Origin of the sequence: Megamonas funiformis (assembly GCF_010669225.1) — a bacterium.
GTDB classification, from domain to species: Bacteria; Bacillota; Negativicutes; order Selenomonadales; family Selenomonadaceae; genus Megamonas; species Megamonas funiformis.
The window spans coordinates 1,769,923-1,784,679 of record NZ_CP048627.1 but is presented as its reverse complement, the minus strand read 5'-3'; the positions used below and the strand labels follow the sequence as shown (position 1 = coordinate 1,784,679).

At 32.3% G+C, this 14,757-nt stretch carries 13 protein-coding genes; 9 read left to right on the top strand and 4 right to left on the bottom strand.

The window, feature by feature from the left end:
• Nucleotides 1-35: 35 nt before the first annotated feature.
• The 8 genes from der to ppk1 all read left to right on the top strand — a co-directional run bounded on the left by der (nt 36) and on the right by ppk1 (nt 9,349).
• Nucleotides 36-1,370, top strand: coding sequence for a ribosome biogenesis GTPase Der (der, locus tag GXM21_RS09015; RefSeq protein WP_008537281.1), 1,335 nt, complete (start codon nt 36-38; stop codon nt 1,368-1,370).
• Nucleotides 1,370-1,969, top strand: coding sequence for a glycerol-3-phosphate 1-O-acyltransferase PlsY (gene plsY, locus GXM21_RS09010; protein ID WP_008537282.1), 600 nt, complete (start codon nt 1,370-1,372; stop codon nt 1,967-1,969). Before der ends, plsY begins: the two co-directional genes overlap by 1 nt.
• A gap of 105 nt (nt 1,970-2,074) precedes the next feature.
• Entirely contained in the window at nt 2,075-2,521 is a 447-nt protein-coding gene (locus GXM21_RS09005) for an ACT domain-containing protein (RefSeq protein ID WP_008537283.1), read from the top strand.
• Nucleotides 2,522-2,548: 27 nt separating this feature from the next.
• Nucleotides 2,549-3,844, top strand: a complete 1,296-nt coding sequence (locus GXM21_RS09000; RefSeq protein WP_008537284.1) for a homoserine dehydrogenase — start codon at nt 2,549-2,551, stop codon at nt 3,842-3,844.
• Between the two features lie 2 nt (nt 3,845-3,846).
• The gene (gene thrB, locus GXM21_RS08995) at nt 3,847-4,761 is read left to right on the top strand and encodes a homoserine kinase (protein ID WP_008537285.1); all 915 of its coding nucleotides are present in this window, start codon (nt 3,847-3,849) and stop codon (nt 4,759-4,761) included.
• Between the two features lie 66 nt (nt 4,762-4,827).
• Nucleotides 4,828-6,060, top strand: a complete 1,233-nt coding sequence (locus GXM21_RS08990) for a tRNA nucleotidyltransferase/poly(A) polymerase-related protein (RefSeq protein WP_008537286.1) — start codon at nt 4,828-4,830, stop codon at nt 6,058-6,060.
• A gap of 282 nt (nt 6,061-6,342) precedes the next feature.
• Nucleotides 6,343-7,275, top strand: coding sequence for a Ppx/GppA phosphatase family protein (locus GXM21_RS08985; RefSeq protein ID WP_008537287.1), 933 nt, complete (start codon nt 6,343-6,345; stop codon nt 7,273-7,275).
• Nucleotides 7,268-9,349 (top strand): polyphosphate kinase 1, encoded by a 2,082-nt coding sequence (gene ppk1, locus GXM21_RS08980; protein WP_008537288.1) that lies wholly within the window; start codon nt 7,268-7,270, stop codon nt 9,347-9,349. The genes GXM21_RS08985 and ppk1 overlap by 8 nt, the downstream gene beginning before the upstream one ends.
• A gap of 59 nt (nt 9,350-9,408) precedes the next feature.
• Here ppk1 and GXM21_RS08975 read toward each other — a convergent pair whose 3' ends face one another.
• The 4 genes from GXM21_RS08975 to aroC form a co-directional block, all read right to left on the bottom strand.
• Nucleotides 9,409-10,815: a carbon starvation CstA family protein gene (locus GXM21_RS08975; RefSeq protein ID WP_008537289.1), complete on the bottom strand. Its 1,407-nt coding sequence runs from the start codon at nt 10,813-10,815 to the stop codon at nt 9,409-9,411.
• Between the two features lie 287 nt (nt 10,816-11,102).
• On the bottom strand, nt 11,103-12,185 hold the full coding sequence (gene aroB / locus GXM21_RS08970) for a 3-dehydroquinate synthase (protein ID WP_008537290.1): 1,083 nt from the start codon (nt 12,183-12,185) through the stop codon (nt 11,103-11,105).
• Nucleotides 12,185-12,703 carry a shikimate kinase gene (locus GXM21_RS08965; RefSeq protein ID WP_008537292.1) on the bottom strand — a complete coding sequence of 173 codons (519 nt, stop codon included), beginning with the start codon at nt 12,701-12,703 and terminating at the stop codon, nt 12,185-12,187. Before GXM21_RS08965 ends, aroB begins: the two co-directional genes overlap by 1 nt.
• A gap of 7 nt (nt 12,704-12,710) precedes the next feature.
• On the bottom strand, nt 12,711-13,856 hold the full coding sequence (gene aroC / locus GXM21_RS08960; RefSeq protein WP_008537293.1) for a chorismate synthase: 1,146 nt from the start codon (nt 13,854-13,856) through the stop codon (nt 12,711-12,713).
• 174 nt (nt 13,857-14,030) lie between these two features.
• Here aroC and GXM21_RS08955 point away from each other — a divergent pair, with 174 nt between their 5' ends.
• On the top strand, nt 14,031-14,735 hold the full coding sequence (locus GXM21_RS08955) for an MBL fold metallo-hydrolase (RefSeq protein WP_008537294.1): 705 nt from the start codon (nt 14,031-14,033) through the stop codon (nt 14,733-14,735).
• The last annotated feature ends 22 nt before the right edge of the window (nt 14,736-14,757 follow it).

The following is a 14,757-nucleotide window of genomic DNA, read 5'->3' as shown; positions in this document are numbered from 1 at the left end:
TTTTGCAAAATAATATTATTGATGAGGTGAAGAATTTGAGTAAACCAATAGTAGCTATTGTAGGACGCCCTAATGTAGGTAAATCTACGTTTTTTAATCAAATAGGTAAAAAGAGAGTATCCATTGTTGAAGATTTTCCAGGTGTTACTAGAGATAGAATTTATATGGACGCTGAATGGTTAAATCATCAATTCACAATGATTGATACTGGCGGGATTGAACTTGAAAATGACGGGGAAGGTAAAATTTTAGCTTCCATGCGTCAACAAGCACGTTTAGCAATTGAAGAAGCTGATGTAATTGTATTTATGGTTGATGGTCGTACAGGAATGACTCATGATGATGAAGAAATAGGTCATATCTTAAGAAATACAAGAAAACCTGTTATTGTCGCTGTAAATAAAATTGACAGTCCAAAACAGCATTTAGATGTATATGAATTTTATAATTTAGGACTTGGCGAACCAATCGGTATTTCTGCTGCAAATGCTTTGAATGTAGGCGATTTATTAGATGAAATAGTAGCTAATTTCCCTAAAGATTTAGAAGATGATATCGAACATGATGAAATTCGCATTGCCGTTATCGGTAGACCAAATGTAGGTAAATCTTCTTTAGTAAATGCTCTATTAGGTCAAGAACGTGTAATCGTAAGTGATGTAGCAGGAACTACTCGTGATGCCATTGATACAAAATTTGATGATGGCAATACACATTTTACTTTGATTGATACTGCTGGTATGAGACGTAAAGGTAAAATTGATATGCCTATTGAGCGTTATAGCGTAATGCGTTCTCTTCGTGCTGTAGATAGAGCAGATGTAGTTTTAATGGTAATTTCTGCACCAGAAGGTGTAACAGAACAAGACAAAAAAATTGCAGGTTATGCTCATGAATCTGGTAAAGGTTGTATCATTGTTGTTAATAAATGGGATTTAATTGAAAAAGATGATAAAACTTCTTTGCGTTTTACTGAAGATATTCGTGATGAACTTGGATTTTTACAATATGCACCAGTTTTATACACTTCTGCACTTACAAAACAGCGTGTACATCGTGTAGTTGACCTTGTAAAATATGTAGCTGAACAACAAGCTATGCGTGTACAGACAAGCGTATTAAATCAATTAGTAATGGACGCTGTTTCTATCAATCCACCACCATCTCATAAAGGTAAACAATTAAAAATTTACTTTATGACTCAAGCCGATATTAAACCACCAAAATTCTTGGTATTTGTTAATGACCCAGAATTGATGCATTTTTCCTATTTGCGTTTCTTAGAAAACAAACTAAGAGAAAGTTTTGGTTTTGAAGGAACTCCTCTTAAATTAGTAGTTCGTGGAAGAAAAGAGGAAGATGATGAATAATGGAATTTAATTTTCTTATAGTAATAATCTGTAGTTATGTCATTGGTTCTATTCCAAGTGGCTTGGTTTTAGGAAAAGGAATTTGGCATGTAGATTTACGTGAACATGGTAGTAAAAATATTGGTGCTACTAATGCTTGGCGTACTTTAGGAAAATTTCCTGGATTTGTCATATTTTTAGCTGATTTAATAAAAGGCTTATTAGGCGTGTATCTAGGCATGACTTTAGTTGGTAGTGCTATGGCTATGATTTTAGGTGGTATATTAGCAATAGTAGGTCATTCTGCCTCCATATTTTTAAAATTAAAAGGTGGAAAAGGCGTAGCAACAGGACTTGGTGTATTGATTATGTTGATGCCAAAAGTATCTGTCTGTGTCTTTTTTATTTGGCTTATAATTGTAATGATTAGTAAATATGTATCACTTGCTTCAATCGTTGCAGCAGCGTTTGTACCAATCTTAGCCTATGCTTTTGATATGCCTATGGAGTTTGTCATTTTCGGTATAGTAGCAGCTATATTTGTTATTTACCGCCACAAAACAAATATAGTACGTCTTTTAAATGGAAATGAAAATAAAATAAAAGCAGGTCATAGATAATTTATCTAAAACTTAATAATACCCTTTGCTATTATGGCGATAAAATGATATAATGTCTGCTATAAAAAGAATATTATCCATTGTAAAAGTACGGAGGATTTAATAATGACAAAAAAAGATTCAGGATACTATTTAGTAAAAGAAGATATTTTACCTTCTGCAATCAAAAAAACAATCAAGGTAAAAGAAATGTTACGTCGTCATGATAATATGACTATAAATGATGCCGTTTCTAAAATGGGTTTAAGCCGTAGTGCTTATTATAAATATAAAGACTTTGTTTTACCATTTTATGAAGCAAGTATCAATAAAATTGTTTCTGTTTCTTTTGTTCTTGATAATAAACAGGGAGTACTTTCTAATGTGTTAAATATGATTTCTGAAGATAAAGGAAACGTATTGACTATTAACCAAGGTATTCCTCTTCAAGGAGTAGCAGTAGCAACAATTTCTATTGAAACTAAAAATATGAATATTGACCTTGAAGCATTGCTCGATAAATTGCGTCTTGTGAACGGCGTAAGACGTTTAGAGGTTATTGGTCAAGTTTAAAAGTCTAGTCTTGAGAGAGGGATATTTATGGCAAAGAAGATAAAATTAGGTTTATTAGGTTGTGGCACAGTAGGTACAGGTGTTTTAAAAGTTTTACAAGAAAATTATCATGATATCAGAGCAAAAATTGGCAATGATATCGAAGTGAGCAAAGTTTTAGTTCGCAATTTAAACAAAAAACGTGATTTTAATGGAGATGTTGTTTTTACAGATAATATTGATGATATCTTAAATGATGAAAGTATTGATATTGTTGTAGAATTATTAGGTGGTATACATCCAGCACGTGAATATATGTTAAAAGCTATGGAAAATGGCAAACATGTAGTTACAGCAAATAAAGATGTTTTAGCACAGTTTGGTAAAGATATGTTTGATGCGGCGGAAAAACATGATGTAGATTTTATGTTTGAAGCAAGTGTAGCAGGTGGCATACCGATTATCACTCCATTAAAACAATGTTTAACTGCGAATAAAATCACAGAATTAATTGGTATTGTAAATGGTACAACTAATTACATGTTAACTAAGATGACAGAGCAAGGTATGGATTATGATACTGCATTAGCAAGAGCTCAAGCTAAAGGCTATGCAGAAGCAGATCCTACAGCAGATGTCGCTGGTTTAGATGCCGCTAGAAAAGCAGCAATTTTATCTTCTATTGCATTTAATACACGCGTAAGTTTAGAAGATGTAAAAGTAGAAGGTATTACTAATATTACACCAGAAGATATAACTTACGCTAAAGAATTAGGCTATATTATAAAATTATTGGCTATAGCTAAACATACAGAAGATGGTATAGATGTTCGCGTTCATCCGACATTTATTGATAAGGATCATCCATTGGCTTCTGTTCGCAATGTGTTTAATGCTATATTTATTCATGGTAACGCTGTTGGCGATACTATGTTTTATGGTAAAGGAGCAGGTGAAAGACCAACTGCTTCAGCCGTTTTAGCAGATATTATTGATGTAGCACGTGATATGGGTAAAGACCGTTTTGGTAAAATACGTTGTACTTGTTATGAAGAAAAGAAATTATGCCCACCAGATAAAGTTTTATCAGGATATTATATTCGCTTATTAGTTGAAGATAAACCTGGTGTATTAGGTGCGATTGCTACAGCTTTTGGTGAAAGCAATGTAAGTTTATATTCTGTAATTCAAAAACGCAGAGTAGGGGAATTTTCTGAAATAGTAGCAATTACTCATAATGTAAATAATAATCAAATTGAAGACCTCAAAGTTCGTTTAAATAATTTAGATGTAGTACATGAAATTTCTAATATTATCCGAGTAGTAATGTCTCAGGAGGCTTAATTATGAGTGATTTTGTCAAGGTAAGAGTTCCAGGAACTACAGCAAATTGTGGCCCTGGTTTTGATGTTATGGGTATTGCCTGTAGTATTTATAATGAATTGGAATTAAAACTCTTAGAAGAAAAAAATTTATGTATAGAAATTTATGGAGATGGAGCAACAAATATACCATGTGATGAAAGAAATATGGTATGGTGCTCTATAGAAAAGTTATTAGTTAAAGCTCACTTGGAGAAAAAATATCAAGGGGCACATATAAAAATGACAAATAATGTGCCTCTATCACGTGGTCTTGGCAGTAGTGCAACTGCTATAGTAGCGGGATTATTTGCAGCTAATGTATTTTTGAATAATAGATTTTCTATACAGGATATATTTGAGTTAGCTACTGAGATTGAAGGACACCCTGATAATGTAGCACCTGCTTTATTTGGTGGAATAACAGTCAGCACAAAAACTGATTATAAATTAGAATATGTATCTTTTATGCCAAATTTTGATTTAAAAATGGTAGTGGCTATACCTGACTTTTATTTACCAACTAAAAAAGCTAGAGCAGCTTTAAAACAAGAAGTGCCATTAAAAGATGCTATTTTTAACATTGGTCATACAGCTATGATTATTGCAGCTATTTGTCAAGGAAAAATAGAAGCTTTAAAAGGTGCTTTTGCAGATAAATTACATCAACCATATAGAGCAGATTTAATTCCTGGTATGTATGATGTATTTGCAGCAGCAAATTCTAAAGGTGCACTTGGTACAACTATAAGTGGAGCAGGTCCAACACTTATTGCTTATACGATAGAAAATGGTGAAGAAATCGGTAAAGCAATGGTTGAGGCTTTTGCAAAACATAATATTAGCTCTAAATACTTAGTATTAGATATTGATAATAAAGGTGCTATGGTAATAGAATAAATTAAAATAAAACCCAGTAGATATTATATCTAACTGGGTTTTTTTATAAGTAGGTGATTTAAAATTATGAATGAAATGGAATTTTCACAGAAGATAGATGATTTAGGTGGCACTTTATATATTGTAGGTGGTTGGGTACGTGATAAAATACGAGGTGTTATTCCTAAAGATAAAGATTTTGTCATTTGTCATGTAAAAGAAGAAGATTTTAAACAAAATTTTCCAAAGGCAAAAAAAGTAGGAAAATCTTTTCCTGTGTATTTAGTAAAAATTGAAGACAAAGAATGTGAAGTAGCTTTTGCTCGTAAGGAAAGAAAAACAGGTATAGGTTATACAGGCTTTATTGTAGATTATGATGAAAAAGTAACGATTGAAGAAGATTTATATCGTAGAGATACGACTATGAATAGCATAGCTTACCGCGTACGTGATGGAAAAATAATTGACCCATATAAAGGACGAGAGGATATTGAAAAAAGATATATCAAAGCAGTATCACATCATTTTAAAGAGGACCCTGTAAGAGCGCTTCGAGCTGCGCGTCAGGCTTGTGAATTGAATTTTAAAATCAATGAAGATACTGTAAATTTGATGCGAGCATGTAAAGAGGAAATAAAATCAGAGCCACAAGAACGCATTTTTAATGAATTGCAACGTGCATTAAAAACAAAGAAACCTTCAGTATTTTTCCGCAGTTTAGTGAAAGCGGATTTATTAGAAATCTTATTTCCAGAAATCTATGCCTTGATAGGGAAAACTCAACCTGTAGCATTTCATCCAGAAGGTGATGCGTTTGAGCATACTATGGAGATTGTGGATTTAGTTGCTGGTATGACTGATGATGTCGCAGTGCGTTTTGCAGGTCTTGTGCATGATTTGGGCAAAGGTGTAACGCCAAAAGAAATGTTACCTCATCATTATGGACATGAAGAAAAAGGTTTAGCCGTATTAAAAGCATGGAATAAACGCATGACGCTTCCTAAAAAGTGGCTGCAAGGTGGATTATTTGTCATCAAAGAACATATGCGAGCAGCTAGACTAGGAAAAGTAGGAAAAATTGTCGATTTTTTATTGATTGTAGAGAAAAATCCTTTAGGCTTTGCTGGCTTTAATTGTGTGATTTTGGCAGATAGTAAATCATTACCCTATTATTTAGCAGATTATCATAGTTATCTCCAAAAAATTCATAGTGTATCTATGAAGAATTGTCCATCAAATTTGAAAGGCAAAGCGATTGGTGATTGGATAAGAAATGAGCAAATTAAATTATTTAAGCAGAATATAGAAGTAGAAGCTTAGAAAATTTTACAAATATTTAACATTTCTCATATTTAATTTTCTTATTTTTATACTATAATATTATTAAAGGCAAAATTAATCTATTATTGAAGTAGATAATAAATAAAATTTATAAATACAGCATTCTAAGTTGTGAAACGAAGAATGCTATTATTTTTGTCTATTTTAGTAAAAAGATTGTATTTTGTAATATTTTTGTAAAATAGTGAAGGAAAAACGAGGGGATATATAGAATTTAGCATAAAAAAATATTATACTTAAAACAGAGTAGGAGGGATTTAGATGTATGGTATTGTAGATATTGGCTCAAATACAATGCGTCTTGTTATTTATAAAGTAGAAGGTGGTAAACCAAGAGTACTTTTAAATAAAAAAGAAATGGCAGAATTAGCATCATTTATTCAAGATGGTATGATGGTAGCAGACGGTATCAATAGAGCTTGCTATATCTTGGATAGTTTTAATTTATTAGCTAAAGATTTAGGTGTAAATAATTTACATGTTTTTGCTACTGCATCTTTAAGAAATATTTCTAATAGTCAAGCAGCAGTTAGTGAAATTGAAGATAGAACAGGATTAGCTATTAATTTATTAAGTGGTGCTCAAGAAGCTGAATATGATTTTGTTGGTGCAGCTAGAACTATTGATTTAAAAAGTGGTTTATTAGTAGATATTGGTGGCGGTAGTACAGAATTAGTTATGTATAATAATATGCAAATACAAAATTCTATAAGCTTACCAATCGGTTCTTTAAGCATGTATACAAAATTTGTAAAACATTTATTCCCAACAAAAAAAGAACGCAAAAAAATTGAAGAATGCGTAAGAGAAATGATAGTTCGTTACGATGTAGACCAATGGGGTGATTGTCCATATGTTTGCGGTGTAGGTGGAACTATTCGTAATGTAGATAGATTAAATAGTTATTTTTATGATTTAAGTAAAAATAATCGTTTTGTCATTGCTGAAAATTTAAATTGGATGGTTAAAAAACTAGAAAACCGTGAAAATAAAAAATTAGTACCTCGTGAAACTTTAGAAACATTATTAAAAGTCGTACCTGAACGTGTGCGTACAATTATGCCAGGTATGATAATCTTAAATACTATTGTTAAATATTTTAACGTACAAAGCATTTATGTAAGTCGTGCAGGTGTACGTGAAGGATATTTATATAAGCAAGTATTAACTAAAGAGGGAGAACAGAATGCATAAAAAGATAGATACATCATATACACAAAATAGAGAATTATCATGGCTTCGTTTTGATGATAGAGTATTAGAAGAAGCTATAGATGAAAATGTGCCTCTATATGAAAGACTAAAATTTATAGCAATTTATGCTAGTAACTTAGATGAGTTTTATCGAGTACGCGTAGGTAGTCTATATGAAATGGCTTCTGTGGATACAAATGGTTTTGATAATAAAAGCTTTATGACACCAAATCAGCAATTAGATAAAATCTTTGTAGCTACAAAACAATTAAATCAAAAAGCTGATAAAATTTTTGCGACTGTGGAAAAACAGTTTAAAACATATGGCATCGAACGTAAAAAAGTAAAATCTTTAAATCAAAAAGATAAATCTTATGTTAAAGCATATTTTGACAATCAAATTAGCCCATTCTTATCTCCACAAATTATAAATGTAAGACATCCATTTCCTCATTTATTAAATAAAGCGTTATATGTAGGTATAATTTTAACACGCAAAAAGAAAAAGGTTTTTGGAATTATTCCAGTACCTAGCAATTTACCTAAAATCGTATATATACCAAATAAATCTAAAATTCGCTATGTGATGACAGAAGATATCATAGCTACATATGCTGATAAAATTTTTGATGGCTATGAAGTAGAAAATACAGCAATTTTATCTGTTACTAGAAGTGCAGATATTAGCTTAGATGATGAGCGATTAGATTTAGGGGAAGATTTCTTAGAACATGCACGTGAAGTCTTATTGAAAAGACAAAGACTTGCACCTGTTCGTTTAGAAATAGAAGGCAATATAGATTCAACAATGATGAAATATGCCACAGAACAATTTAAAATAACATCAAAACAAATTTTTATCTATAAATCTCCTATCAATAAATCTTATATTTTCAGCTTAGGTAGTAAATTTAATGAAGAACAGAAAAATAGCTTGATGTATCCACCATTTGAACCATCTCATATTTGCTGTGTTCCTGAAAATGCTAGTGTGATGGATTATGTGGCAAATAATGATGTAATGTTACAATATCCATATCAAAGCTTTGATATTTTCTTAAAATTCATTAAAGAAGCTGTAACGGACGAAAAAGTATTTGCTATAAAGATTACTTTATACCGTGTAGGAAGTCATAGAGCCCAATTGATGAATTATTTATCAATGGCAGCTAAAATGGGTAAAGATGTAACTGTCTTGATGGAACTTAGAGCTCGTTTTGATGAAGAGAATAATATAAACTGGGCAGAATTTTTACAAGATGCTGGCTGTAAAGTTATTTATGGTATGGAAGGCTATAAAGTTCATTCCAAAATTTGCTTAGTTATGAAACAAGATAAAACAGGCATAAAATACTTTACACAAATAGGTACAGGTAACTATAATGCTTCTACATCTTCTTTATATACAGATATTTCCTTGATAACTAGCAATGAAGATATAGGTAAAGATGCTGTAGAATTTTTCCAAAATATGGGTATTGATAATCTCTATGGAGAATATAAAAATCTATTAGTAGCACCTGTTAGTCTAAAAAATACTTTATTAGATTTAATTAAAGAAGAAATTGAAAAAGCTAAAGCTGGAGAAGAAACAAGCATTTTCTTGAAAATGAACTCTTTAACAGATAGACAGTTAATAGATGCATTAAAAGAAGCTTCTCAATCTGGCGTTAAGATAAAAATGATTATTCGTGGTATTTGCTGTATTTTACCAGGAATAGAGGGCAAAACAGATAATATTGAAGTTATAAGTGTAGTAGGTAGATTTTTAGAGCATTCTCGTATTTTCTGCTTCGGTACAGGCGAAAATATGAAAATGTATATAGCTTCTGCTGACTGGATGACTAGAAATACAGAAAATCGTGTAGAAATAGCAGCACCAATTTATGACCAAAAAATAAAAAATAGCATTTATGATACTTTACGCATAATGTGGAAAGATAATCTTAAAGCTAGAATTTTATGTAGCGATGGAACATATAAAAAGCCTGAAATAAAAGAAGGCGATGAATTGATCGATTGCCAAAATTATTTGCGTCATGAATATAAAGTTGGACGAAAAATAAAACTTTAAGCTAAAAATAAAACCTCCACTATTGAAAAACAATAGTGGAGGTTTTTTATATTTCAATTTTATTTTTTGAAAATAGTAGATTTGAAATAAACTATAGCCCAAAAGATAGTGATGATGACACCAGCAGGATAAGTAATGCTAGTTGGTAAACCAAAACCTTCAGGAGCTTGGAGAATATAAGTGAAAGTAACCATAGTCATAAAAATGGCAGGAATTACAGCGATATAATGTTGCCAACCACCTTTATTTTGTTTCCAAAGATACATTGCACCAGTCCAAAGAGCAATCATAGCTAATGTTTGGTTTGCCCAAGAGAAATAACGCCAAATGATATCAAAATTCATTTGAGATAAGATGCCACCGATACCAAGAAGTGGAATAGCTAAAGCTAAACGTTTTGTATAAGAAACTTGATCGATTTTGAACCAATCAGAAAGTGTATAACGAGCGCTTCTAAATGCAGTATCACCAGAAGTGATAGGACAAGCGATAACACCAATCATAGCTAAAATACCACCAACAGTACCTAATGTACCAAAGGATACATCATAAACAACGCCACCAGGACCTGCACTAGCGATAGCAGCAGCTAATCCACCAGTTGTTTCATAGAAAGCGATACCAGCAGATGCCCAGATAAGAGCGATAATACCTTCAGCTACCATAGCACCATAGAAAACAACGCGACCATTTTTTTCTTCTTTCATGCAACGAGCCATGAGTGGAGATTGTGTAGCATGGAAACCAGATGTAGCACCGCAAGCAACAGTGATAAACATTAATGGCCAAATAGGTAAATCTTTTGGATGAAGATTTTGAAGTGTCATTTCTGGCATTTGCCAGCCACCGAGGATAATACCACTAGAAACACCAACTGCCATGATGATTAGGCAAGCACCAAAAAGTGGATAAATTTTACCAATGATTTTATCGATAGGTAATAAAGTAGCTAAGAAATAATAAATGAGTACAACTACTAACCAGAAAGTAACATCTAAAGAATCAGGAGTGAGTTTGGCAAGAAGTAATGCAGGGCCTGTCATAAATACAGTACCTACTAAGACTAAAAGGATAACGGAGAAAATACGCATTACAGTTTTCATAGTATCGCCAAGATAGATACCTACGATTTCTGAAATACTTTCACCATTATGACGAAGGGAAATCATACCAGAGAGATAATCATGAACGGCACCAGAGAAAATAGTCCCAATTACAATCCAAAAATAAACAACTGGACCCCAGAGAGCACCTGCAATGGCACCAAAAATTGGACCAAGACCTGCAATGTTTAATAATTGAATCATAAAAACTTTCCATGTTGGAAGTGGTATGTAATCTACACCATCGTTATGAGTTATGGCAGGAGTAGGTTTTAGTGAAGGAGCAAAAACTTTTTCTACAAAACGACCATAAATCATGAAACCTACAATAAGAGCGATTAAACTAATAAAAAAAGTAATCATATAAGGATACACCTTCTTTAGGAAATTATAAAATTTTAAGATAGCTCCGGAACTATGCTTAATAAACTAAATAAAATTTAATACTTTGTTAAAAAAATAACTTGCATTCATTTATTAAAATATTAATATTATTTATTGTACAAATAAATTTATAATACTTTTGTGTAACTTTGTCAAGTGTTTTTACAATTTTTTAAAAATTTAAATTAGAATTTAAAATTAAAACGAGTATTTCATTCAAATTTGAAAAAAATACTCGTTTTGTTAAAGCATTATTTATAAAGTTTTTACAGTATTTCTAAAATAGTTTCCTTGACTAATTTTTCAGGAACATCTTTTTTTATACATACTTTGCCGATATCTTCTAATAAAACCCAATTAATTTTACCGTTAACAGTTTTTTTGTCATGGAAAATATCTTGATAAATTTTTTGAGCATCACAATTTTTAGCTTTAAGTGGCAAGTTCATATTTGCAAGTAATTGACACATTTTATCAACTACATCTTGAGATATTAAGCCTAATTTAAAACTTAATTTACTAGCGCCAACCATGCCGATAGCTACTGCTTCTCCATGATTATAAACGGCATAATTAGTTTCTTTTTCAATAGCATGACCTAAAGTATGACCAAAGTTTAAGATGGCACGAAGACCAGCTTCACATTCATCTTTAGATACTACATCTGCTTTTATTTCACAAGAGCGTGCAATGATATGAATTAGGGCTTCTGGCTTCAATTGAAGAATTTCTTGTTGGTGCTCAGTTAAATAAGTATAAAAATCATGGTCATAGATAAAGCCATATTTAATGACTTCGCCTAAGCCTGTGGAAATCTCTCTAGTAGGTAAAGTTTTCATCATTTCTAAATCCATGAAAACGGCTTGTGGCTGATAAAAAGCACCAATGAGATTTTTGCCTAGAGCATGATTTACAGCGACTTTGCCACCAACACTAGAGTCAACTTGTGCAAGTAGGCTAGTTGGCATTTGAATGAAAGGAACGCCACGCATGAAGGTAGCGGCAATGAAACCAGCTAAATCACCAACGACACCACCACCTAGAGCAATGATAGGAGATTTGCGGTCAAGACCTTGTTCAATTGCTTGTGTATACAGTGTTTCTGCAACGGATAAAGATTTAGATTGTTCACCAGCTGGAATGATAGCAATTTTGGCATTAAAACCAGCTTTAGTGAGTAAGTCTTTGACACTGTCTGCATATAGTGGAGCAATATTTGTATCAGTGATGATTAAAGCTTTCTGAGAATATTTTTGTGCTTTAAAAAAATCAATGATAGTTGTTTCTAGATTATGACCAATATAGATATTATAAGATTTTTCATTGAGATTTACGGGAACAATGCGCATTATTTCACACCCTTTAAGTATTTCATAATGATTTCGACATTTTGCAGTGGTGTTGTATCATCTGTTTTTATGATTAAATCAGCTTTTTTGTAAAATGGAGCACGTTTAGCCATAAGTTCAATAATAGTTTTTAAACGTTCTTCATTGCTTTTTTTGGCAAGTAGAGGACGTTTATCATTTCCAGTGCGTTTTAAAATAGTATGTGGCATAGCTGTCAGCGCTATAACGATACCATTTTTGCGAAGCTCTTGCATATCAGTTTCTTTAGTAGCAACGCCACCGCCTGTAGAAATTACTTGATGACTTTTTTGTGCTAATTTTTGGATAGTAGCTGTTTCACGTTGGCGAAATATTGCTTCGCCTTCTTTAGCAAACATATCTTTTATTTTTGTTTTGTATTCTTGTTCGATAGCTGTATCTGTATCTACAAAACTATAACCTAAACGATAAGCTAATAATTTACCTGTAATAGATTTTCCACTGCCCATAAATCCTATAAGTACAATATTAGATTTCATTTTAATCCTATCCTTTTATTCTTTCGTTATAAGCTTGTAAATTTTGAAGGACATCAACCATGCAATCACTGCCGAATTTGTCAATCATAGCTTTAGTGATAGCAAGTGCAACCATAGCTTCGCCAACTACAGAAGCTGCTTGAACAGCACAAACATCACTGCGTTCTTTACAAGCTAAAACTTCTTGTTTACTTTCAATATCAATGGAATGAAGTGGTGTCATAAGTGTAGGAATAGGTTTCATACAAGCGCGAACAATAATAGGCTCGCCATTACTCATACCACCTTCGATACCACCTGCATGATTTGTTTTGCGATAAACTGTTTTATCTTCATTATAGAACATTTCATCATGTAATTGACTGCCTGGATGATTTGCATAATCAAAACCATCGCCGATTTCAACGCCTTTGATAGCTTGAATGGACATCATGGCTCCAGCAAGTTGCATGTCGAGGCGTTTATCCCATTGAATATGACTGCCTACACCGATTGGCATATTTTGGACTACAACTTCAAAAGTTCCGCCTAAAGTATCGCCTGCTTGACCAGCATCGCGAATTGCTTCGCGCATTTTATCTTCTGCTTGAGCATCGTTGCAGTTTAAGTCGCTATCATTAGGTTGTAAATTAGCATAATCAATATTATCTGTATTAGCTTTTACACCACCGATATTGATTACATGAGATACGATTTTTATACCACAAGCTTCTAAAAATTGACGAGCAACAGCTCCAGCAGCTACGCGTGCAGCTGTTTCCCTAGCACTAGAGCGTTCTAAAATGTCGCGGATATCTTCACGATTATATTTTTTGATACCAACATAATCTGCATGACCTGGGCGAGCAGCTGTAACTTTAGTCCATGTAGGTGTACCCATCACAGACATGCGGTCAGTCCAGTTTTCCCAGTCTTTATTCACTACACGCAAAGTAATAGGGTCGCCCATTGTTTCGCCAAAACGTACACCAGATAAGATATCTACTTTATCCGTTTCTATAGACATACGACCACCACGACCATAGCCTTTTTGACGGCGTGCCATTTGTCTATTTATTTCATCAAGATTTATTTTAAGACCAGCGGGAATTCCTTCAACTAATGCTGTTAAGCATTGTCCATGAGATTCTCCAGCAGTTAAAAATCTAAACATTATGTTCAACCCCTTATATTTTTCATGTTTACAAGTTATCAATAGATATTATAACTAAAAATAGAAAATCATGCTAGAAAAATATTATTTTGTTGACAAAAATAAACAGGTCTTGACACTATTGCTAAAATTTGTGAAAATGAATGTATATTATGCCTTTTTGAGGTGAGTCTGATGTATGACAAAGTAAAAGTAACTTATTTATTAAATAGCGGTTTTATTTTAGAAATAGGCGATTGCGCGATAATTTTTGATTATTATCAAGATGAAAAAAATATAGTGGACAAAATTATTCAAGATAAAAAAGAAGTTTATTTTTTTGTATCTCATGTTCATTATGACCATTTTAATCCTAAAATAAGTGAGTTTAAAGATAAGGTAACGAAATATTTTATCAGCTATGATGTAGTAACTGATGTATTGCCTAAAGAAAAGACTATTATTTTAGATGAATACATGACTTATGATGATAAAAATATACATGTACGCTCATTTAGTTCTACTGATGAAGGAATTTCTTTTTTTGTAGAAAAAAATGATTGGAAGATTTTCCATGCAGGTGATTTTAATTGGTGGCATTGGAAAGGCGATACAAAAGAAAATAATGCATTTGCTAAAAATGGATTTGTAAAACAAATGATGCGTTTATCTGGTTTGAAAATGGATATAGCATTTTTCCCTGTAGATAGTAGATTAGAAGAATTTTTAGATTTAGGTGTAACTGAGTTTTGCAAAGTTACGGAAGTTAAAAATTTAATTACTATGCATAATGTAGGTAAAAAAGATTGGATAATACCAGAAGATTTTCCTAATAAAGAGAAAATGAACTCTATTTGGTGCCCTAAAGTTACTGGAGAGAGTCATTTTATCACTAAATAAAATAAGTATGATGGAGAATAGA